At 40.3% G+C, this 20,784-nt stretch carries 20 protein-coding genes; all 20 read right to left on the bottom strand.

Going from position 1 to position 20,784, the window contains the following annotated elements; all coding sequences use genetic code 11:
- Positions 1-620: polymerase (locus DEH07_03725; GenBank protein ID HBY03645.1), on the bottom strand; the 620-nt coding region annotated here is incomplete at its 3' end.
- Positions 613-1,749 (bottom strand): glycosyl transferase, encoded by a 1,137-nt coding sequence (locus tag DEH07_03730; protein HBY03646.1) that lies wholly within the window; start codon positions 1,747-1,749, stop codon positions 613-615. The genes DEH07_03730 and DEH07_03725, both read right to left, overlap by 8 nt.
- An 18-nt stretch (positions 1,750-1,767) precedes the next feature.
- A complete protein-coding gene (locus tag DEH07_03735) occupies positions 1,768-2,853 on the bottom strand; it encodes a hypothetical protein (GenBank protein HBY03647.1) in 1,086 nt (361 codons plus the stop codon).
- A 20-nt stretch (positions 2,854-2,873) separates the two neighbouring features.
- On the bottom strand, positions 2,874-3,758 hold the full coding sequence (locus DEH07_03740) for a glycosyl transferase family 2 (protein HBY03648.1): 885 nt from the start codon (positions 3,756-3,758) through the stop codon (positions 2,874-2,876).
- Positions 3,759-3,835: 77 nt separating this feature from the next.
- Positions 3,836-4,285 carry a dTDP-4-dehydrorhamnose 3,5-epimerase gene (locus DEH07_03745; protein ID HBY03649.1) on the bottom strand — a complete coding sequence of 150 codons (450 nt, stop codon included), beginning with the start codon at positions 4,283-4,285 and terminating at the stop codon, positions 3,836-3,838.
- Positions 4,282-5,280, bottom strand: coding sequence for a sugar dehydratase (locus DEH07_03750; protein HBY03650.1), 999 nt, complete (start codon positions 5,278-5,280; stop codon positions 4,282-4,284). Before DEH07_03750 ends, DEH07_03745 begins: the two co-directional genes overlap by 4 nt.
- A 20-nt stretch (positions 5,281-5,300) precedes the next feature.
- Entirely contained in the window at positions 5,301-6,083 is a 783-nt protein-coding gene (rfbF, locus tag DEH07_03755) for a glucose-1-phosphate cytidylyltransferase (protein HBY03651.1), read from the bottom strand.
- 5 nt (positions 6,084-6,088) lie between these two features.
- Positions 6,089-7,210, bottom strand: a complete 1,122-nt coding sequence (locus DEH07_03760; GenBank protein ID HBY03652.1) for an aminotransferase — start codon at positions 7,208-7,210, stop codon at positions 6,089-6,091.
- Between the two features lie 39 nt (positions 7,211-7,249).
- Positions 7,250-8,731, bottom strand: coding sequence for a hypothetical protein (locus DEH07_03765; GenBank protein ID HBY03653.1), 1,482 nt, complete (start codon positions 8,729-8,731; stop codon positions 7,250-7,252).
- 15 nt (positions 8,732-8,746) lie between these two features.
- Complete coding sequence (locus DEH07_03770; protein ID HBY03654.1) at positions 8,747-10,528, bottom strand: hypothetical protein; 1,782 nt, start codon at positions 10,526-10,528, stop codon at positions 8,747-8,749.
- 8 nt (positions 10,529-10,536) lie between these two features.
- A complete protein-coding gene (locus DEH07_03775) occupies positions 10,537-11,406 on the bottom strand; it encodes an NAD-dependent epimerase (protein ID HBY03655.1) in 870 nt (289 codons plus the stop codon).
- Between the two features lie 453 nt (positions 11,407-11,859).
- A complete protein-coding gene (locus DEH07_03780) occupies positions 11,860-12,519 on the bottom strand; it encodes an HAD family hydrolase (GenBank protein HBY03656.1) in 660 nt (219 codons plus the stop codon).
- Positions 12,516-13,178: a hypothetical protein gene (locus DEH07_03785; protein ID HBY03657.1), complete on the bottom strand. Its 663-nt coding sequence runs from the start codon at positions 13,176-13,178 to the stop codon at positions 12,516-12,518. Before DEH07_03785 ends, DEH07_03780 begins: the two co-directional genes overlap by 4 nt.
- A gap of 12 nt (positions 13,179-13,190) precedes the next feature.
- Positions 13,191-14,120, bottom strand: a complete 930-nt coding sequence (locus DEH07_03790) for a hypothetical protein (protein ID HBY03658.1) — start codon at positions 14,118-14,120, stop codon at positions 13,191-13,193.
- 74 nt (positions 14,121-14,194) lie between these two features.
- Positions 14,195-15,178, bottom strand: a complete 984-nt coding sequence (locus DEH07_03795; protein ID HBY03659.1) for an SAM-dependent methyltransferase — start codon at positions 15,176-15,178, stop codon at positions 14,195-14,197.
- A 1-nt stretch (position 15,179) separates the two neighbouring features.
- A complete protein-coding gene (gene kdsB / locus DEH07_03800) occupies positions 15,180-15,956 on the bottom strand; it encodes a 3-deoxy-manno-octulosonate cytidylyltransferase (protein ID HBY03660.1) in 777 nt (258 codons plus the stop codon).
- A gap of 22 nt (positions 15,957-15,978) precedes the next feature.
- Entirely contained in the window at positions 15,979-16,746 is a 768-nt protein-coding gene (locus tag DEH07_03805) for a 2,4-dihydroxyhept-2-ene-1,7-dioic acid aldolase (GenBank protein ID HBY03661.1), read from the bottom strand.
- Positions 16,743-18,311: a hypothetical protein gene (locus tag DEH07_03810; protein ID HBY03662.1), complete on the bottom strand. Its 1,569-nt coding sequence runs from the start codon at positions 18,309-18,311 to the stop codon at positions 16,743-16,745. The genes DEH07_03805 and DEH07_03810 overlap by 4 nt, the downstream gene beginning before the upstream one ends.
- Positions 18,271-20,148 (bottom strand): hypothetical protein, encoded by a 1,878-nt coding sequence (locus DEH07_03815; protein HBY03663.1) that lies wholly within the window; start codon positions 20,146-20,148, stop codon positions 18,271-18,273. Before DEH07_03815 ends, DEH07_03810 begins: the two co-directional genes overlap by 41 nt.
- The gene (locus DEH07_03820; GenBank protein HBY03664.1) at positions 20,145-20,774 is read right to left on the bottom strand and encodes an acylneuraminate cytidylyltransferase family protein; all 630 of its coding nucleotides are present in this window, start codon (positions 20,772-20,774) and stop codon (positions 20,145-20,147) included. Before DEH07_03820 ends, DEH07_03815 begins: the two co-directional genes overlap by 4 nt.
- Positions 20,775-20,784 lie beyond the last annotated feature (10 nt).

Consider the following 20,784-nt stretch of genomic DNA (forward strand, 5'->3'; position numbering starts at 1 on the left):
TTTTGAAAATAAAGCAAAATAGAACCCGGCAGAGTGAATACCATATATGTGCCCAGAAAATTTGGATGGGGCATGGTACCATAGCTGATTAAATCCTTTTTAACAAAATCGTGCGGAACTAGATTAATTCCGGTATATTGAAGGAGGGCAATAACAGATACAACTGCAGCGGTAAAAATTAATGAGCTTAAGATTATTGGCAGCTTATCTTTACTGCAGGTACTGGCTAAAATAAATAGTATTATGCAGCAAAAAATAGTGCTGGCGCCTGTATACCTGTAAGGGCTGCCTATCCAGGCTGTTACCTGCACAGGCGCAAGAAATGATGAAATAATAATCAAAACAACAAACAAGGACAGCGGTATGAAAACCGGGTGGTTTATTGTCGTTCTATCCTTAATTAATATTATTAAAGCTATAATGGAGATAATAACCAAAATCACATATCTCGGGGCATAGAAATAATTTGGCGGCACAACCCCTCCCGGAAAACTGATATAGAATGGGTTTGGTATTACAACCAGGGGGTATACGGCAACCATAAACCAGAGGATTAAAAACCTTATATTAAATAATCCCTCTTTTTTATATGAGATAAACATATCTTTTAGCTTATCCATCTTGCTCTTCCTTTTTCCCTGTATATTTTTCTGTTATAAAGTTATTTATCTGTGTTTTAAACCTTTCACTGTTAAACAAATCAGCATTGTTTTTAAGCGCTTCCAATTTGAACTTATCCTCTATTCGCAGGAAACTCCGGATGGCTTCGTTTAAGGAACTTACAGACTGCTCCCTGAAAAAAACTCCGGTTGCCTGGAACCAGTTATTATCGCAAGCCGGTACAACGGTTTCTAACACGCCGCCTTTGCCATAAGCAATAACAGGCGTGCCGCAGGCTTGCGCCTCGACAGGAACTATTCCAAAATCCTCTTCGGCGGCAAAAACCAGCGCCCGCGCTTTGGACATCATCTCTTTCACAATATTGTTTTCCTGGTAGCCTAAAAACCTGATATTTTCCCCCGCCGCCTGGACACATTTTTTTAACTGGGGCCCGTCCCCAATTACAACCAGGGGCAGGCCGAGTTCCGTGAAAGAAGTTACAACAAGGTCTGCGCGCTTATAGGGCACAAGTCTTGAAACAAATAGAAAGAAATCCTCTTTCTTACATACGGGCCAGTTTGTTTCCACAGGCGGGTAAATAACATCCGCTTTTCTCCGGTAAACGCGCCAGATTCTTCTGGCTGTATATTGCGAATTGGCGATGAAAAAATCCACCCTGTTTGCCGTAAGAGAATCCCACTGACGAAGGTAGTGGAGGAAAAAGCGGGCGGCCGTGCCCTTTACCCCCCTGTCCAAACCGTGATCCTTCAGGTATTCATGGGTCAGATCCCAGGCATAGCGCATGGGCGTGTGGCAATAGCAGATATGCATCTGACCTGCCCGGGTAAGAACGCCCTTGGCGGCGGCATGGCTGCTGGACAGAATCAGATCGTAATCCTTAAGGTCAAACTGTTCAAAGGCTAACGGATAAAGAGGAAGGTACTTCCGATACCATTTCTGCGCTCTGGGGAAACGCTGCAAAAAAGAAGCATGTACCCGGTTGTGGTCAAAGCCTAGTTCCTGAGCGCTTTCAGGGTTATAAACCAGAGTATAAAGCGGGGCTTCGGGGAAAAGCCCGTGAAAAATTTTCAGGCACTTCTCGGCGCCTGCTATTGTAACTAACCAGTCGTGAACAAGAGCAGTTTTCATAAGCCGCTGACCTGCTTTTCATTCATAAACTTTAAGGAGTTCGCCCAGCATCTGATCAGTTTGAAATCTCTCCTCATATATTTTTTTGCCGTTTGTGCCAAGTGTTTGTGATTTTGCCGGATTATTTTTCAGATCCAAAATATACCGGACTGCTGTTTCGGGATTGCTTAAAGGATAAAGAAAACCGTTTGAGCCATCCGTTACCACTTCGTTATTCCCGGCTGTATCTGTGGCTATTATAGGAACGCCCGCCGCCGCAGATTCAATTAAAGTTAAAGGCAGGCCTTCTTTTAGCGAAGTTGACAGATAAACATGGGCGTACTTGAAGAGTTTTACCGCTTCTAATTTAGGCCCTAAAAAATATATGTTGGATAAATTTCTGTTCTGGGCTTCTCTTTCAAGAGCCGATCTTTCAGGTCCATCTCCTACAATAGCGAAGATAACCCCTGAATCCCGTCTTTTTATTGCTTCCGCTATTTTCAATACCAGGCTGCTGTTCTTTGCGCTGTCAAAACGTGAAATATGTAAAACAACAAAGGAATTACCTGCTGCTTCCTTAAAGCTGTTGTCTTCAAAACCCGATAAATCAGGGCTTTCGATACCATTGAAAACAAGCGAGCTTTTTTGCGGTCTGCAAATACCCAATTTAACGGCTTCAGCCAACTCTGCCCTTGATACGCAGATAAATTTGTCCGTAAAACCTGTTAAGAGCCTTTCTGCTTTCAATTGAATGAAATTAGACAGCTTTTTTTCTTCATAATGCAGTCCGTGAAAGGTGTGGACAACTCTAAGATCATTTTTAAATATTTTTAATAACCTTGCGTAAATACCTGCCCCTTTTCCGTGCGAATGAACAATATTCATATCTCGTGAACGCAGCAAGGAAACCAGCTGTAAAAAACTTTTCAGCGAGAATTTCCGGTGGGGAATTTCGAACAATCTGCCCGGTCCTATGATTGATTCATAAAGTCCCCAGTAGGGAAAAGAACGCGGGCATGCCGTATAGATTTCAAAATACTTGTTGAAACCCTTGATTAATGTAAACATGTGTTCAGGGCCGCCGCCAAAATCAGCCCTGGCCGAAATATATAAAAGACGCTTCAAAATTACCCCGGCCTTGTTTTTTAGGATAATCTTTTTCTTGCAAGATAATTAATGTGGTTTAAGAGCTGCCTATATTTTTTAGCGTAACTGCAGGAATACTTGATTGCCTGTTTAAATCTGAAGCGCTTTAAAAGTATATTTAAATTGCTTAAAAAGAGCATGCAGACCTTATTTTTAAACTGGCCGGCTTCTTCTTTTGAAACACCTTCTAAAAGCCTGATATTTTTTTCTATAACGTATAGCTTTTCTTCAATGTCCTTTTCCCAGTGGGTAAAGGTAAAACAGTTCTGATGTTTCCTATAAACAGCCAGAGGATTGGCTAAGCAGAAAGCTTTGTACTTGTGCGTAAATCTCAAAAACAGATCATATTCTTCGGCAATGGTCAGCGATGAATCAAAACCGCCGATCAGGTCATATTTGTCTTTTTTTAAAACAGCGGTCAGGCAGGGTATGAAATTATATCTGGTTAACAGGTTGAAAAAAATATTTTCTTGAAACGGTTTATATTCGTCAAAAAAGGTGGCGCCTTTTGGAGTACTGTCGCTGCTGATATAGCAATCGGAAAAAACGAGGTCGATTTCCGGGTTGTTTTCCAGGAAAAAAATCTGCTTTTCGAGCTTTTCCGGCAGCCAGACGTCATCACAGTCAAGCAGCGCAATATATTTGCCCTGCGCTTCCCCGATAGCCTTATTTCTGGCCTCGCCAAGCGGCAGAAAACTTTCACCGCGGAAATAACGAAGCGGGGCGCCGAAGCTCTTCGCGATTTGAGCACTGTTGTCGGTTGACTGGTTATCCCAAAAAATTATTTCGTAATCTCTAAATGTCTGCCGGGAAACGCTGTCCAGCGCTTCCTGCAGATAGTCACCGCAATTATGGCAGTTCATTATGATGCTGACTTTTGGCATACCGGCTTTACACCTGCCCTAACTGATCACTACTTTGAAAATAGCTTGCATAGAGGAATTTTAAAGCCCATTCGGAATTAGCCGTGGCGGATATTCCAATCATAGGGTATTTCCTTTGCAAAGGGACTAATCCTTAATATTTCACCGGGATCATGGGGATGTGAAGCGCAATTGGCTACAATAGCCTGTTTTATGCCTATACCCTTAAATCCGTTGTAGATTAAAGGCGGTATTTTAACAAGTACATAGTTGTCTTCACCAACAAACAACTCCTGTACAGACCCTTTTGTTACCGAATTTTCCCTCGAATCATAAAGCACGAGCTTAATCATACCGGAAACCACGGCATAATTCAGCGTCATTTTCTTATGCAGGTGCCAGGCTTTAATCGCCCACGGGTAGACGACGGAAAAGTAAATTTCCCCGAACTGCTCGAAGTGGGGATCGTCGGCGCGCAGCATATGCATTACAGCGCCGCGTTCATCAGGTATCTTTCTTAGCGGTATTACTTGTACTCCCTCAATCATCGGTTTGCCTTTCCGTATTTAAAAAATTCCGTATACCAGCTTATGGTTTCTTGGAGGCCCTTTTCAATGCTGCGCCGGGGGCTCCAGCCCAGGATTCTTCTGGTCTTTTCCGTTGAAAGAAATTGCTTTTTAATCTCACTGCCCGCTTCTCCCAAAACTACCGGTTTTAGATCCTGCCTTCCCATAAGCTCAAGGATTTTATTGGTCAGTTCCAGGACAGTCAGTTGAATTTCATTGCTGAAGTTGAATGCCTCGCCGTGCAGCGGGTGTTGGTCCATCTTTTCAGCCAGACAAAGATAGGCGTCAACCGCATCCAAAATATACAGGTAGTCCCTTACATAACTGCCGTCGCTGCGGATTACCGGCTTTTCGTTAAAAAAAACCGAACGGATTGTGCCCGGGACGATACGGTTGAAATTCAGGTCACCCCCGCCGTAGAAGTTGCCGCACCTTGTCACGCAGACGGGCAGTCCGTATGTATTGAAGTAGCTGTGTGCGATCATGTCGGCGCAGCTTTTTGATACATCATAGGGATGCGAGCCCTGAAGAGGCATTTCTTCACTATACGGCAATACATCCTGGTCTCCGTAAGCCTTATCACTGGAGGCAACGATGATCCTATTTACATTGTGATTTTTGCGGCAGGCCTCCAGCAGGTTCCAAGTTCCTTCAATATTAGCCTTAAAGGTTGATACCGGGTTGTTGTTGGCGATGGTGACAATGGTCTGGGCAGCCAGGTGAAAAACTGTCTCTATCTCATATTCGTTGAGAACCCTTTCCAACAGCAGGTAATTTTCAATTTCTCCATGCACGGAAACAATCAGCTTGTCCAGGCCCAAACTGAAAAAATTGGCTTTGGGCACATCGTCCCTGACCAACCCGACAACGCTGGCTCCCCGGTTGACCAACTCTTTAGCCAGCCAGGCTCCCAACAGGCCTGTGCATCCGGTTATAAATACGTTTTTGCGGCTCCACCTGTCATTCAGTGTATTCATGCAAATACTTCCGGTCCTTTTTACCATGTCTTCCAGAAGGCTTTTTCGCTCTTCCAGAGTTTGTTCAGATATTCGACGTCCCTGTATGTATCCATGCAAGCCCATGAGCCGTCATGCATATAGACCATCAGCTCTCCTTGCGCAGCCATTTCTTCCAGGGGGCCTTTTTCAAAATCACAGCTGTCGTCTTCATTCAAGTAATTAAAAAGATTTTTATTAAAAACAAAAAAACCCCCGTTGATCAGACCGGCTGAAGTCTGCGGTTTCTCAGAAAAGAGAGTTGCCCTGTTTTCTTCCACGACCAGTTCCCCAAATAAGGACGGCGGCCTTACGCCTGTAACCGTGCCCGTCCGGCCATGCTGCAGGTGAAAAGACAATAATTTCTTAAGATCGACATTTCCTATGCCGTCACCGTAAGTGACCATAAAGACATCACTGTCAATATATTTTTCAATCTTTTTTAAGCGGGCGCCTTTTAAAGAACTCTTGCCTGTATCCACAAGGGTGACGCTCCAGTTGTTTTCACCCAGATCATTGTGCATGGTAATAGATTTCTGGGCGCCGAACTTGATGGTGAAATCATTATTCAGTATTTCATAGTTATAAAAATAATCTTTGATCATTTCACCCTTGTACCCCAGGCAGAGTATAAAATCAGAAAATCCGCAGCTGGCATATATTTTCATGATATGCCAGAGGATTGGCCTGTTGCCTATCTGTACCATCGGTTTTGGCCTGTATTCAGTTTCCTCTTTTAATCTTGTGCCCAGCCCGCCGCATAAAATAACTGCTTTAGTTTTCATGGCTTTTACTCCGTTGTTATACTTGCCCATGACTTTACCCCCTCGATTACTTTTTCAACATCTTCGTCGGACAGCCTGCAATGCAGGGGTAAAGTCAGGATTTCCTCAAAGACCTTTTCCGTCACAGGCAAAAACGTCTTTTCTTCTTTGTAAAAAGAGTGAAAGTGATTGGGAATATAGTTTATAGCGGTTTCTATGTCCCTTTCTTTGAGAAAAGACATCAGATTATTGCGCTGGCCGTTTTGAACAAGAATAACATAAATATGAGGGAATACATCAGTATAATTTACATTTAAACATCTGATCAGGGGAAGGCTTTGAAAAGCAGCATCGTACTCTAAGCAGATCTGCCTTCTCCTGGCTGCAAAAGCGTCAGCCTTTCCAAGCTGCGCGAGGCCGATGGCGGCGTTAATATTACTCATATGATAACGAAAGCCCTGTGTTCTTACTTCGTAAAACCAGCTTCTTTCTCTCCAGTCAGAAACGTGTGTCTTGCGATCCATCCCAAGCAGTCTTTTTTGTTTGATTAATTCCATCAAGTCATTGTCCCGGCTGACAATTGCCCCGCCTTCACCGCAGGTTATATTCTTAATCGAATCAAAGCTGAAGCAGGTAAGATCGCCGAAACTGCCGATTTTTTTACCCTTATAAAAAGAACCGAAGGCGTGAGCGGCGTCTTCTACAATTTTCAGGTTATATTCCTCGCCGATTTTTAACAAAGAATCCATGTCACAGGGATTTCCGCCGTAGTGCACCGGCATAATGGCTTTTGTTCTGCCGGTTATCCTATTCCTGACGTCATCAAGATCGATCAGCAGTGTATCCCCGCTGACTTCACAGGCCACCGGCCTTGCTCCTGTGGCTGAAACGGCCTGAAAGGAGGCCACAAAAGTCAACGACGGGACAATCACCTCGTCCCCCGGGCCCAATCCCAGAGCATCCAAAGCCAGATGAAGCGCGGAAGTGCCGCTATTTACAGCCGCTGCCTGCCCGCCGCCCAAATAAGCGGCCAACTTTTCTTCAAACTCGACAACTTTGGAAGCCATGCCGAAGTAACCGTAACCAAAAGCGTCCTCTACCTGGGCAAGTTCTTCTTTGCCAAGGCATCCCTGAGATACCTTTATCATCTATATTCCTTTCCGGAGCAGATTTGTTCTGTGCCGTATCTAAGCATTTCTAAATATAGATTTCGGGTAAGAAACACAAATATTAATCAGCTTTTGAATTCCTTTTAAAATAAACTTGAAAGGCTGATCTTTAAAGAAAGAGATTATTAAATATCTCTTTCCCTTATTATAAATTTCTTTTAGCTTTTTGCCATCCCAGTCTTCTGTTGCAATACAAAAACTCCTGATATATAAATCGTCTAAGGAAAAATTATCCGGCAAATATTTTTTTTGAACACAGATATCATAAAGTTCGGACCCCGGGTATGGTGTTGCAATTGATATATGGGGAGAATAAATTTTCAAATCCCTGGCTAAACGAAAACTGTCCCAGATTTGTTCCTCTTTTTCTCCGGGCATTCCCATAACTAAAAACATCCCTACATCAAGCTGAATACTTCTGGCGTAATCCACAAGTGGTTTTATTCTATGTAATTTTACAGGCTTTTTAATGATATTGTCCATAACGTATTGATTGCCTGTTTCTATGGGCAGATTTAATTTATAGCACCCACTTCTTTTCATTTTATAGATAATATTTTCATTTAAGGAATAAGCGGAAACACCATTTGGCGTGTCCCAAACGAAATTTAATTTTTCCTGGATCATTAAATCAAGTATTTTTTCAGTTCTTCCAACATTTAAGTTAAAGTTATCATCTTCAAATAATAATTCTTCAATTGCATAGGTGCTTTTAATCTGTTTCATTTCGGCGATTACATTTTCTGCCGACCGGCACCTGTATTTCTTCCCCCAGACCTGCTTCGCTGAACAAAAAGTACATTTTGCAGGACATCCCCTGGAAGTAATGATCGGTGAAAAACGCTCTTTTCTTCTGGTTCCATGCGACGCTGCTAAACCAAAATACTTTTCCATGTTTAGCAGATGCCTTGCTGGAAAAGGAAGTCCGTCCAAATCGGAGATGAACTTTGTTTTGGGCAGAATCCTAATCGTGTTCTGGTCTTTAAACCCGATCCCGTCAAGAACAGACCTGTCGCTCTTACCCTCCAGCACATTAATTAAGTCGATCAGCGTATTTTCTCCTTCGCCGATGACTGCATAATCTACATTTTGATCGGCTAAGACCATCTCCGGCAGAACAGTTGCGTGTGCCCCTCCGGCAACTGTAACAATATTTTTATTAACCTTTTTGGCCAGACTGAAAATTTTATGTGCATTTTCCCGTTGTTTTGTAAAAAGAACATTAACCCCAACAAGGTCGGGATCATACTGCCTGATGATTTCCTCAATTTCTTCAAAAGGCAGGCCGATTCTGATTGTGTCTTTTCCAATCTCAGCCCTTTTTTCCCATCCTTCCACCAGGCAGTCTACAATCTTAGTCTGGATTCCGTTTCCCTCAAGAACAGCGCCTAAATAAGCAAGCCCCAGGGGCGGCAGCGGGTTTATGTCTATATTATCCTTAAATGTAAATGCAGGCGGGATAAATAAAAGGACTTTTTTAATTTTTTTCATTTTTTTCATTTTGCAACCACCTGCTTAACTTGCTTTTTTTGTTGTTAAAATGTTTTTCCATGTTTCAACATCAATTGGGGCGAAATATCTTTTCAGATCTATTTCTGTTTCTGCAAAAGAGTAATTCTTACCAAGAGCTAGTAATATTTGGTCACGAATATTTTTTCCGGAACATTTTAATACAGGAAGATCACTGACTGCATCCAAAGGATCCAGGTCGAGCAAATGCTCCGAATAGTATTTGATAACCGGCACGCCTGCCAGCAGGGCTTCCAAACCAACAGTTGATGAAGAATAAACTGCCAGGCTGATTTCCGGTAGATAGTGGGATATTTTTTCTCTGGCGACACTGATATGTTCCGGCAATACACCTAATTTAAAAGAATTCATTTGAATGTCAGGGTGAAATTTTACAATGAACCGGATATTACCGTTTAAGCTGCTGAAAGATGTAAGCAATACGGTTATCATCTCTTTTGTAAGCTCAACTGAGGAAGGCAGGGCGATTAATACTTTTTTAACCGCATTTATTTCAGAATCGCTTTTTCTTTTAATGTGAAAGAGGTATTCATACCTTAAGGCGCCGCCGTTATGCATAGGCAATTTGCCGTAACCCGAGTTCTTTAGAAGATCCAAATTATAATCACTGTTGGTTACAAGAATATTTGGCTTTGGAATTATCTCCTCTTCACGTTTCCCCAGGAAATAATTTAATAATAGAGTGGGAACTGTAGAATGTTGATAACCTATTAGCTCAGCGCCAGCCCTTTTGCCTTTTACCGCCAGGCAGAGCATTTTTTCCCAGGGTTGATTTTCAAACAGATAAATAATTTTTATCTGTTTGCTGGTAAAACGGCTTAATAAATTATTAAACGCATAATAATAAAGAAGGTTCAGCAAGAAGGAACTCTTCGAAAATTCATAAACTTCCTCTCTGTTCAGCAGTGTCTTATATGAAAAGAACTCCCCGTTTGACTTGCTGATTCTGAATGTGGAAAAGGCTGCCCTGGCGACGCTGATCAGATTGATATAGTTATCCAGAAAGATATTTACGCCATGTTTTTTGCATAATGATTTTAATTTCCTGGAAACAGATAAGGTAGTTATATAAGAAAACTTAATTCTCTCATCATTAAACACTTCTTCTATTTTGTTAAAATATTTATTATCATATTTCTGATCATTAAAAAAACTGTCTTCTATCCATGAAATAATAAAATGATTTCCTTCAACAGTATTTTTATCGGACAAACAAAAGGTATTAATAAGACATTTGAAAGTGGCTGTTAAAAAAAAATAGGCTCTTGAAAAGAAGCCTCTGGCCATCAGCTTGATCAATTCAGGCAGAACGCTTTTTCTGCCTGAAAACTCTGCAGCATCCCTGTACTTTTCAAATAAGTGTTTATATAACCACTGATCTTCGACAATAAAAATAATGAATGAAGTATTGTTTGGCTTTTCCCCGGATAGGATTTCTTTAAATATGCATTCATAGCAGAACAACAGATATAAGTCGTTGGTCAAGGGGTTTCTATATGATATATTTGATGCCCACCAGGAAAGCTGATTATTTTGGTGAAAACCTAAATTAGAAATAAAATCCAGAAATGTTTGCCTGTTTTCGTAAGCCTTCTTTTGAAGAAGATCGTCCAGAAAAAAAGATTTCTCGGCTCCAAGCCAATAATTGATTCTTTCCAGTTGTTTTGTTTTTTTACCCAGGTAAATCCAGCTGAAATTTTTTTCACCAAAAGATTTTTTTATTTTGAAAATGTCCCTTGCATGGAAAACAATTATTTTTAATTGCATTTTACCATTTATTTGATACTCTTATAAATTTCACTAATACATTCCAACAACCCTTGCCCCATATCTACATGATACTGGCCTACCAGTTTATATCCGGCTTTGGGTACAAATGAATACGGAGTAATATTATAATGGTTGTTATTCTCCATTCCGTTAAATTCGATAGAAATCTTATTGCCTAAAATTTCATTGATCATGCTCAGCATATCCTTGAACTGCATAGAATTGCTTCCGGTAATAATGACGTGCTTATTGCTGTATTCTTCATCTAAAGCCATTACGCTCAAGCGCGCCGCATCCTTGACGTTTATATATTCCCGAATTTCGTTACCCGTCCCGCTGCAGACAATTTGTTTATTTTCAATAGCCTGCCTTAAATAATTGTAAATGCTGTTTCTGTTGTTTGCTCTTTGCCCATAGAGAGTGCCAAAACGCAGCACAGTATAATTCAAACCATATTTTCTGAGATATTCTTCTATATACAACTCCGCGGATTGTTTGCTGCAGCGGTAAAATCCTCCTTTTTCACTGTAGACGTATATGGTGCTGGCGTAAAGGAACCTTTTCACGCCGTGTTTTCTTGAAGCTTCCAGAAGAATCGCCGAACCCATGATATTCTGCTTTATTGTTTCGATGGGCCGGGTAGTAGCGTCGTCAAGGTCGGCTATGCCCGCAAAGTTAAAAATGTAATCCTGGTCTTGAACAGCTTCATAAACTGCCTGCTCGTCCAGAATATTTCCGATAATCATCTTTTGATCCGGAAGCAGGTAAGGTGAAGGTTCCAAATCAAAGATACTTACCTGATAGCCTTTTTCGGTTAAGCAGTCGGCAACGTGGCTGCCTAAAAATCCTGATCCGCCAAAGACAATAACTTTCATTTCGTAGATCACTCCGCCTGTAAATATAATCTGCTTTAGGGAGGTCAACTGCCTATGTGCTCATGTTCTCCCTCAAGCCGTTGTTGTTACGGTTCGCTCAGGTGCTCCGTGCCGGCAACACCAACGGTTCGCCCCGGACAGGACCAAGCGGCGCTGCAAAGGCGGCAAGGCAGGTATCGTAATATCGCCAACATTAAATTCCCGACATCACTAAGTCATTTCAAGAAGCTTTAAGTGTGCCGCTGGTTTCGCACCGCAGTCCTGTGACAGAAGCTTCACCGGGTGCTGCAGCGGCACTCCGCAATATCGCTCACCTGTGAACAACGACGCCCTTCAACTAATATGATTCACTCGTTCTTTGAATTAAGGCTCAAAATCGCACTTAAGGTATTGACCACCCTTTGAATGGATGGTTCATCCCTTTAGCTGGCGCCGCTTCAGCGGCATGGATGTCTAATTATCTTTTTGAGAGTTTTCTATTAAAGTAAGTAAATTACTTAATTGATTAAAATCCTTTATTGTCCATTTGTAATTCTGAAATAACGTGTGATTTTCACTGGTGATGCGGCCAATAAAAGGCACTCCTGTTTCTTCCGCCGCCATTTGGTCGGTTGCGGCATCGCCGACGAATACCGCTTCGTTTTGATTAATCGCATGCTTTTCTAAAATTGATTTGATAATTTCTGCTTTTGTTTTCGGGGTTCCGAAAACTTCTAAGAAAAAGCTTTCTATATTTCGTCGGTTAACAATCTGTTTCAGTTCTTCCTCGGGTGTTCCGGAAGCAATGAAAAAAAGATATTTTTTCCTGCTGCTGTCAAGAAAGTCCATTACGCCCGGAACAAAAGGCGCTTTGATAATTTCGTCCAGTACAATCTCGGAAAACTTCCTTCCCAACTCGGCTTCTTTTTCCGGAGTCAGTTCTAACTTAAGAAAATTAGTATAAATGTACCTGAATTTCACATAGCGGGAAACGCCCATATTGTCAATGTGGTATTTTACGATATTATCGACCATGTTTGGATAATCGTTAAACAACATTTGAAACGCCCTCGTTTTTATTTCTGAGGACTCAACTAAAACACCGTCAAAATCAAAGATTACAGCCTTGATCATTTGAACTCTCCTATCACTGTACACGGTGAACTATCGGCTTCTTCCAATAGAAGCGGGACCGCATAAACACAGTGAGGGCCTGCAAGGTCTTTGGATAGATCCATGTCTTCTATGAACAGCACTGGAGAACCGTCTCCATTGGGACCGAGAAAGGCCCGGTGGGTTTCCCTGCCTAATTCCCTGTTTTGATATGGTGAGGCGGAAATAAAATCGAATCCTACAGCCCTGACGGAAGGATATTTCTTTCTCAGCAAAAATCCGGTCTCCGGGCTGAATTCCGGGTTGTGGAAACTGTATTTATCAGTCCCTCTGTAGTTTCCGAAACTGCTCTTGATGAGAATTAAATCACTTTGTTTAGGCACTGCGCCGATATATTCCGGAGTAATGATTTCATTTTCCATAAGAGTTATTTCCAAAACGTACGGGTTTTTAAAGATCCATGTTTCCGGGGAGTATTCCGATACTCTTTTCCCTTCTTTAAAAAAGTGCGCAGGACAATCAATATGAGTGCCCCAGTGGTTTCCCATGGTAAATTTGCAAGTGCTGCTTGAATCTCCATGACTAACGGAGCTTAAAATATGAAAATCTATTGTTTCCATACCTTTTCCGTAGACGGGAATATTTTTTTGAAGAGCATGTGAAAGGTATTCAAGTTTCACGTCTGACTCTCTTTACGTGTATTCTTTCAGGCCGCGTAAAAGATTTTGCACAGCCTGCACTTCCATATCTATACGGGTTTCCCTGGTGTATGAACCGATGTGTGGAGTAAGGATTGCATTTTCAAGTCCGGTTAAAGGCCCACTATATGGTTCGTTTTCGAATACGTCAACAGCGGCGCCGGCTATTTGCTTTTCTCTCAAAGCTTCAGCCAAAGCATCCTCATCGACCAGTCCGCCACGGGCGGCGTTAACCAGGTAAGCTTCCTTTTTCATCAGCCTGAGCTGGTCACTGCCGATGATGTTTTTTAATCCTGGCAAATAAGGAAGATGAATAGTTAATATGTCAGAGCCAGCCAAAACCTCCCCGAGTTCCGCAAAGGCAACTTTGTAGCGGGATGCGAAATCAAGGTCGGGAGAGATATCCCAGGCCAGGTATTTCATTTCAAATGTTGAAGAAAGCTCGACCACTTTCTTGCCGATTCTTCCCATCCCAAGCACGCCCAAAGTTTTACCCCTCAGCAAGCCGCCCATGTGCTTTTCCCAGCGGCCGGTTTTGACCAGCATGTCTTCACGGCAGATTAACCTCAGTAAATTTAAAATCAGACCCAGGGTAAGTTCGGCGACAGCCTGGGTAGGGATATCTGGGGTGTTGAAAACTTTGATGCCCAAATTTCTCGCAGCTTGCAGATCTACATTATCCAATCCGGTTCCGCACCGGGAAATGACTTTTAATTTACCTGCGTTTTTTAAAATTTCATAAGTTAACATTTCTGTTCCTGCAATCAGGCCATCTATACCCTTATACAGTTTGACGCATTCATCAAACTGAAGTTTTCTTCCCTGGGGATTAAGCTGGTATAAAATGCCGGAAGATTCCAAAATATCTAATGGTGTGTGGTCATATTCGGCAAATGATGATGTCGAAATAAACACTTTATACAAAAGTACATCAATCCTCGTTTTTTCTGTTCTTAATAACTCTCAAAGGAACGGAAGTTTAACATATCCCCATGTTTTTAAATATTCTTTTTGGCTACTACTCTCATATGTGAAGATAACTTGCTTTTTGCTATCCAATCCTGCAGGCGTTGTTTTATAGCTGTGTCTTTATCCACCAGGAGACTCCAGAAACGGCCTATATCAATTCCTTCTTTAAGAAACATTCCTTCTACTATATCCCAGTCTAATTCTCCCGGAGTATCGACATTAACGACCTCGAAGCCATTTTTTCTTAACAATATTTCTATGGAACGGACATTAAAAAAATTAAGATGGTGAGGGGGAGCGATGCTTTTTGAGTTTTCCCATAATACCTGTATATCGAATCCTTCTCCATTTAAGGTCGTTAAGTATAAATATCCCCCTGGCTTTAACAACTCCCAAATCTTCTTCAAAAAACTTGAGGGACTATGAATATGTTCAGAAAGCTCGAAACAAGCAAGCAAGTCAAATCTATTATCACATCCACGGACATTTTCCAGAGCATCCGGTATTACACTAAGACGTTTACTCTTGCATATTTCAGCCATTTCTATGGATGGTTCGATTGCAATTAATTTTGCTGATGGCCAAATCTTGGCAAGTTCCTCTAAAAACAAACCAAAACCGGCCCCGATGTCACCTATTATACTGTTTTGCAGTTCGGGAAAGATAGTATTTATATACTCTGCTCTCTTTTTAAAAATTTTATCTCTGCGGATTTCTGCTATGGGTTTAAAAAAGTCATTTACCCAAAAATTTGTGGACGGTGATTCTTTGTAAAAAGACAGCAGGGAATCAAACCTGGGCCTCGGATTTACAAATAGGGTTTTGCAATTGCAACATAATACATAATTAAAACCCCACTTTTTGAATTGCTTTTTATGCTCTAAACTTGCGCAGCCAGGGCATTCAATAAAAATAAATTTACTTTCATCAGGAAAGAAAATTTTACTGTCCTGCTGGACCAATTCCAAATAAGTATTAAATACGGAACGCTTGCGAATATCTTCCTCTATCATCTCAATTTATCCCAATATAGCTGTTTAATAAGTCATCGTTTGTCAGAAGTTTTTCGACATGGCTTAAGTCATCTGATGTATCAACGCTGTATGTTTTAAAACTAGTTTCCAGCATTTTTACTTTATATCCATGTTCGATTGCCCGCATCATATCTACCGATTCAGCTATTTCTAAAGGAGTGGGTTCTAACCGGGAAAACATAAATAAAAAATCTCTTTTAAAAGCGATTATACAAACCTGTTTAAACATAGGAACATTGAGGGAACCCATTTTCCTGGATGGAATCGGTTCTCTTGAGAAATACAATGCATTATTGTTTTTATCGACTACTACCTTTACTTCGTTGATATCTTCATGCTCCTTTATTGTAGCCAGTGGGGCCATCAAATTAACAGTCTCTGCAGGTCCGTTATCCAAGATTTCTTTTATTGCGTCATCGATCATTTTAGGATGTACCATCGGTTCATCGCCCTGGATATTTACTATAACGTCATATTGAACCTGGTTGGAAATTTCGATTTTTTGAACAGCCTCAGTAATGCGATCCGTACATCTGACATGTGAATCCAAAGTTATAACGGCTTTACCGCCTATTGAGTTTATGTAGTTATAGATTTGCTCATCGGGAGTAGCTACATACAGTTCATCCAGAGAATGGCTCATTTTGCTTCTTAAAAAAACGTGCCCAATCATTGGCATGCCTAATATCTTGGCCATTGGTTTTCCAGGAAAGCGGGAGGAGCCCATCCTTGCAGGTATAATACCGATAACTGACATCTCAACACTCCTATACAATTAATTATTTTAGATTGTCTTTAATTATGGACAAGCCGCTTTTGCAGGATTCCCCAAGAAACATAATATCTATGCTGTAAGCGAGAAAACTGTATCCTTCTTTTATTTTCTGAAGCAGAAGATTAGGATCGGAGGATACTTCATGATAACCGAGAACTTTATTTAATTTGCGTGTAGTATTTTTTATTCTTGTTAATACATCAATAAAAATAGGATTTTCAAATTGACCTGGGATTCCCAATGAACCGGAAAGATCATAAGGACCAACTATAATAGCATCAATAAAATCTGCATTAAGGATGTCTTCTAAATTTTCAACGCCCTTTATATGTTCTATTTGTGCTACTACTATACTCTCCTCGTTTACCCACTTTTTGTATTCTGTAAAACGGGCTCCATATCCTTGAGCCCTTGCCAGTCCGATGCCTCTTGTTCCATAAGGAGGGTACTTGACAGCTTGGACAGCTTTTACCGCATCGTCCAGGCAACTAATCATCGGTACTATAACACCATGTGCTCCCGCATCCATTACCCGCTTAATTAGATTGGCGTTATTTTCCCCTACTCTCACCAGCGGAACAATACCATTAAGCTCTATGGCCCTTACGATTTCCTGCGTTTGATCTAAAGTAATGGCGCTATGTTCCATGTCAACAACAAGCCAGTCAAAGGCTGCCTGGCACATAATTTCGGCAATAGAAGAATGACCCAGGGTAATCCAGGAACCGATAGTTAGTTCATTTTTTCTCAATTTTTCTTTTAAATTAATCATAGCTCCTCTTTTCTAAATAAATATTTTAATATGTAAAGAACATCTTGTCTATTAAAGCCTGCAATATATGGAAAAAAGTAAATTACAGCAGCTACCGCAACGAAGTAAAAAAAACCAGATAAAAGAAAACTCAAAATAACATGTTCTTTTAGCCCCAGACCCCTGTCTACTGCCATGGTGGCAGCTAAGGCGAGTATAATCAGGCACCCGGCGCTGAAAAGCTGGTGTTTAAAAAAATGTCCCAAAGAAATTTTTAACAGCCTGGTATTAAAATAAAGTTGTACATTAACTGCGAAAAACTGAAGCAGGACCATTTTCAGGGCAAGTCCGGCAGCGCCTGCGTTTAACCCCATCTTTTGCGCAGGAGCAATAAGGAAATAGGTGACTGGAATGCCTGCAAGCATAAAAACGGTTCCGATATTTCTATAGAGTTTGGTTTGGCCGCTGGCATAAAAAACGGAACCGCTTAATTGTCCGTAAGTCTGATGGATCGGGTAAAAAGCCATAATGGCTACAGGTATTACCGCATTTTGATAACCGGTCCCGCCTACAAAATAAGTTACCTTGCCTGCCTGGACAGAAATAAAACATGAAAAGAAGGCGGCAATAAAATAAAAAACTGGAATGTAGCGTTGAAATAGATGGGCCATTTCCGCCAGGTTTTTGTTGGCAAAAGATATGGAAAACTCTCTGGTTAAAAGCGGAGTCATTGCGCTTGTAAAAAGAAAACAGAACGCTCCTACCTGATTAGAAAGCCCCAGGAATCCCTGTTGAATACTACCGCCGTATACCTGTAACAACCACCTGTCAAATAAAGCGGTAACCAGACCTGCTAAGGTGTAGAAAAAAAGAGGGTGGCTGAAGTGGTAAAACTCTTTCAGATATTCTTTTGTACTGTTTAAAGAAGAATGCGGGATATACTTTAAGGGAGATACTTTTTGCTGTGAAATCCAAATCAGGCATCCGCCTAACAAAAAGAATAAGAAATAATGATAACAGAAGAAATTGAACAGATTAATCTGTCCGAAAACATACATCAGACAGATGATCCCCAATCCCAAAAACTTCTGTATGATCCGGGCTTTTTCAGAGGTAACGGTTAAACCGTGGGCGTCATTCATCTGGTTAATAATCTGCAGGACCCAGCTTAAGGCTGCCCATAACGACGCCAAAAAAATAAAAATAAATTTCTGATCCGGCCAGATTTTTGCAGATGCCGGAGTCAAATGAGTCAGATAGACAAGAGCGAGTGTCAATGAAAAGACGGTTAGTACAAACCGAAAATAAAAAGACACCAGGCCGGAGTCTTTTTGCCTTTGGGAAAGCTTTGTATAAAAGCAAATTGAAGTTCCCATGTCAAAAAAATTAACAACCTGGGTAAAGAAGCCGGTAAGAAAGTTAAAATCCCCAAAAGCCTTTGGACCAAGTCCTCTAGGAATAATACTGAATGTGATCAGGTTAATGGCCAGGGAGACGATGTTTGTAAATAACTTATAGGAAAATCTTTTGATCAGAAAAGATTCATCAGCCAGTTTCAAATTCTCCCATCCTGTATTTTGCGGCATTATTCAAAATAACAGCCGCTGCTCTATTGTGGCTGTTGCCGTCGTCTAGAAAGGTCCCGTACATTTTTAAAAAAGCGTTGTCGTTCACATCGGCGGGATAAATATTGTTTCTCAAAAAACAGGAAATATTACTCAACAATTGTTCCGGTTCATCTGAACAGATGGCGCGCCTTTCCAGCAATGTTCTTGCCTCAGTAAAATATTTGAGGTGCTTCATGACCACGAAAACAGGTTTATCGGTGGTCAGTGATTGAAGCAAAGTAGTGCTTGGCCAGTCAAGTACTATTAGATCCGCATATTGTAAAAGATCGCTGAAACCATATTCATTGTGAATTACAATTAATGAGTCGCTTTTAAAGTTAGATAAAAAAGGAGGTTTAAGATATATAGGATTGGGATGCAATTTATAAACCAAACTCAAATCTTTTATATTTAGTAAACCATTAAAAAGGGTAAATTGTGTGCGGTAAAATTTTATATCTGAAGGAGGCGGATCATATCCCGCGTACCAGTTATTTTGAAAATAGTTGGTAGTTGCGTACAGGCAGATAGTTTGTCTTTTCTTTTTCATATCGGAAACCCACCTGGACAGCGGAGAATGTCTTTTTATAAATTTTTTTCTTTTTAATTTATCAAGAGAAGAGGAACCCGTTGTTAATAACTGTGTGTGATAATAATTCGCTTTTTCCTGTAAAAACTTACAAACATTTTCGCCATAGGAAAGGTAAATATCTGTTGTGAGCAAATCATAGAACTCTGCAGTTAAATGGTAATGAGAACCAAATTCTCCATACTGATAAATAAAGACAGGGATTCTCATATCCTGTGCCGCTTTACATATAATATGATCTTCAGGCAGTGTTTTTGCGTTGCATAATAAAGCGCTAATTTTTTTTTGCTGAAAAAGACATTTTGCCTTTTCATAGATCGATATATATTTTACACTATTTCCTAATAAACGAAGGATATGTTTTTTAAATAACGGATAAGTGTCTACTTCATGGCACATGAAGAGATGGCGAAAATAACTTTCCTTTTCCATATTATTAAGAAGTAATAAACTGATTTTATCATCTATACAATTATTGGGGGCAAATAATTCTTTGGAAATGTATTTAACTTTTACTCCTAGATGAGTTAGATTGCTGCTAACATTAAACCATTCATTATTGCTGCCGTACAAACAAATATTATATTTTTTACTGCCTAGATTGTTGACAGCAGTTTTGTATCTTATATTCATGAGCAAGTTATAAATTAAGATATTTTTCTTGTAGTGATTTTTAATTAAACTAAGAATATTTTGTCTGCTAATTGTTTTAATAATATTCCTATGGATTATAATATTTGTATCTGGTAAGTTTACTAATTCTAATAAATCCCCAACAAAGGAATCAGAATTGGTTAAATTACAAATATCATAATCATACGTTTCATTAGTTGAACTAAAAGCTATTATTGATTGATGCTTTTCTTTCTTTGTTAAACACTTTAATTGAGAAATACGTGTAAATACCAGGTTAAATTTATTAAAGAAGTTGGTTATTGAATAAAAAGCTGTTTTAAGTCCATAACTCTTAATATCTTCGTTGTTATCCAATAATAATTTATCAATGTAATTGCATATCTTATTTACTCTATCCAGAGCGTCTTGACCATTCTTTTTAAGTTCATCTGGGGTCGAATAATCTTCTAAAGCAACACAAGGTATTCCTAGTCTTTCTAGTGTATATAAAGATTCTGGTCCTGTAGTAACCCACTGTATATTTTCCTGCAAATTGAGGTTCAGTATATTTAAAACTTGTTGTTTAAACTCTACAATTGCTAATATGCTCAATATAGTTGACCTTTACTTCTTTTTAATAATACCTGCTCGGCCAGCCAGAAACCGAATTCATCATCAATATCAACATTTTGTTCATTGTCAAGAAGGACTCTTTCAATTTTTTGTCCAAATCTTTCTCCTGCTTTTATCAATGTACTATTCATGATATATATATTTCCGTCATCATAGAAGAATCCTTTTATGTCCTGCCTTCTTTGCAGGCTTTTACCGTATTCGACATACTTGCAAATAAACCCTGTTGCTAAAGAATCAGCCCCGCTGTCAAGGAATCTTTTTATGCAGCTATCAATTAAATCGTCATTTCTTACCGGAGATGTAGCCTGCAGCACAACTACGATATCGGCCCAGACTTGTTCTAAAACATTCTGAAGGACTGAAAGTGTTGTGCTTTCATCGGAAGCTAATTCAACAGGGCGTTGAAGGACTTTTACCCCGTATTTTACTGCTATTTGAGCAATTTCAGTATCTTCTGTTGTAACAACGTAATCGTCCAGCAGTTTCGAATTCAAGGCCGCTTCAATAGTCCAGGCAAGTAAAGGCTTGCCGCAAATTGTTTTGATATTTTTTCTGGGTATTCCCTTGCTGCCGCCCCGTGCAGGTGTTATTCCAAGGATCATCTTCACACCC

This window comes from Desulfotomaculum sp., assembly GCA_003513005.1.
Lineage (GTDB): Bacteria > Bacillota > Desulfotomaculia > Desulfotomaculales > Nap2-2B > 46-80.

Excerpts from the sequence above, each read along its gene's own strand:
- DEH07_03730 (HBY03646.1), bottom strand. The coding sequence starts at position 1,749 with ATGAAAACTGCTCTTGTTCACGACTGGTTAGTTACAATAGCAGGCGCC.
- DEH07_03740 (HBY03648.1), bottom strand. The coding sequence starts at position 3,758 with ATGCCAAAAGTCAGCATCATAATGAACTGCCATAATTGCGGTGACTAT.
- DEH07_03745 (HBY03649.1), bottom strand. The coding sequence starts at position 4,285 with ATGATTGAGGGAGTACAAGTAATACCGCTAAGAAAGATACCTGATGAA.
- DEH07_03750 (HBY03650.1), bottom strand. The coding sequence starts at position 5,280 with ATGAATACACTGAATGACAGGTGGAGCCGCAAAAACGTATTTATAACC.
- rfbF (HBY03651.1), bottom strand. The coding sequence starts at position 6,083 with ATGAAAACTAAAGCAGTTATTTTATGCGGCGGGCTGGGCACAAGATTA.
- DEH07_03760 (HBY03652.1), bottom strand. The coding sequence starts at position 7,210 with ATGATAAAGGTATCTCAGGGATGCCTTGGCAAAGAAGAACTTGCCCAG.
- DEH07_03765 (HBY03653.1), bottom strand. The coding sequence starts at position 8,731 with ATGAAAAAAATGAAAAAAATTAAAAAAGTCCTTTTATTTATCCCGCCT.
- DEH07_03770 (HBY03654.1), bottom strand. The coding sequence starts at position 10,528 with ATGCAATTAAAAATAATTGTTTTCCATGCAAGGGACATTTTCAAAATA.
- DEH07_03775 (HBY03655.1), bottom strand. The coding sequence starts at position 11,406 with ATGAAAGTTATTGTCTTTGGCGGATCAGGATTTTTAGGCAGCCACGTT.
- DEH07_03780 (HBY03656.1), bottom strand. The coding sequence starts at position 12,519 with ATGATCAAGGCTGTAATCTTTGATTTTGACGGTGTTTTAGTTGAGTCC.
- DEH07_03795 (HBY03659.1), bottom strand. The coding sequence starts at position 15,178 with ATGATAGAGGAAGATATTCGCAAGCGTTCCGTATTTAATACTTATTTG.
- kdsB (HBY03660.1), bottom strand. The coding sequence starts at position 15,956 with ATGTCAGTTATCGGTATTATACCTGCAAGGATGGGCTCCTCCCGCTTT.
- DEH07_03805 (HBY03661.1), bottom strand. The coding sequence starts at position 16,746 with ATGATTAATTTAAAAGAAAAATTGAGAAAAAATGAACTAACTATCGGT.
- DEH07_03810 (HBY03662.1), bottom strand. The coding sequence starts at position 18,311 with ATGCCGCAAAATACAGGATGGGAGAATTTGAAACTGGCTGATGAATCT.
- DEH07_03820 (HBY03664.1), bottom strand. The coding sequence starts at position 20,774 with ATGATCCTTGGAATAACACCTGCACGGGGCGGCAGCAAGGGAATACCC.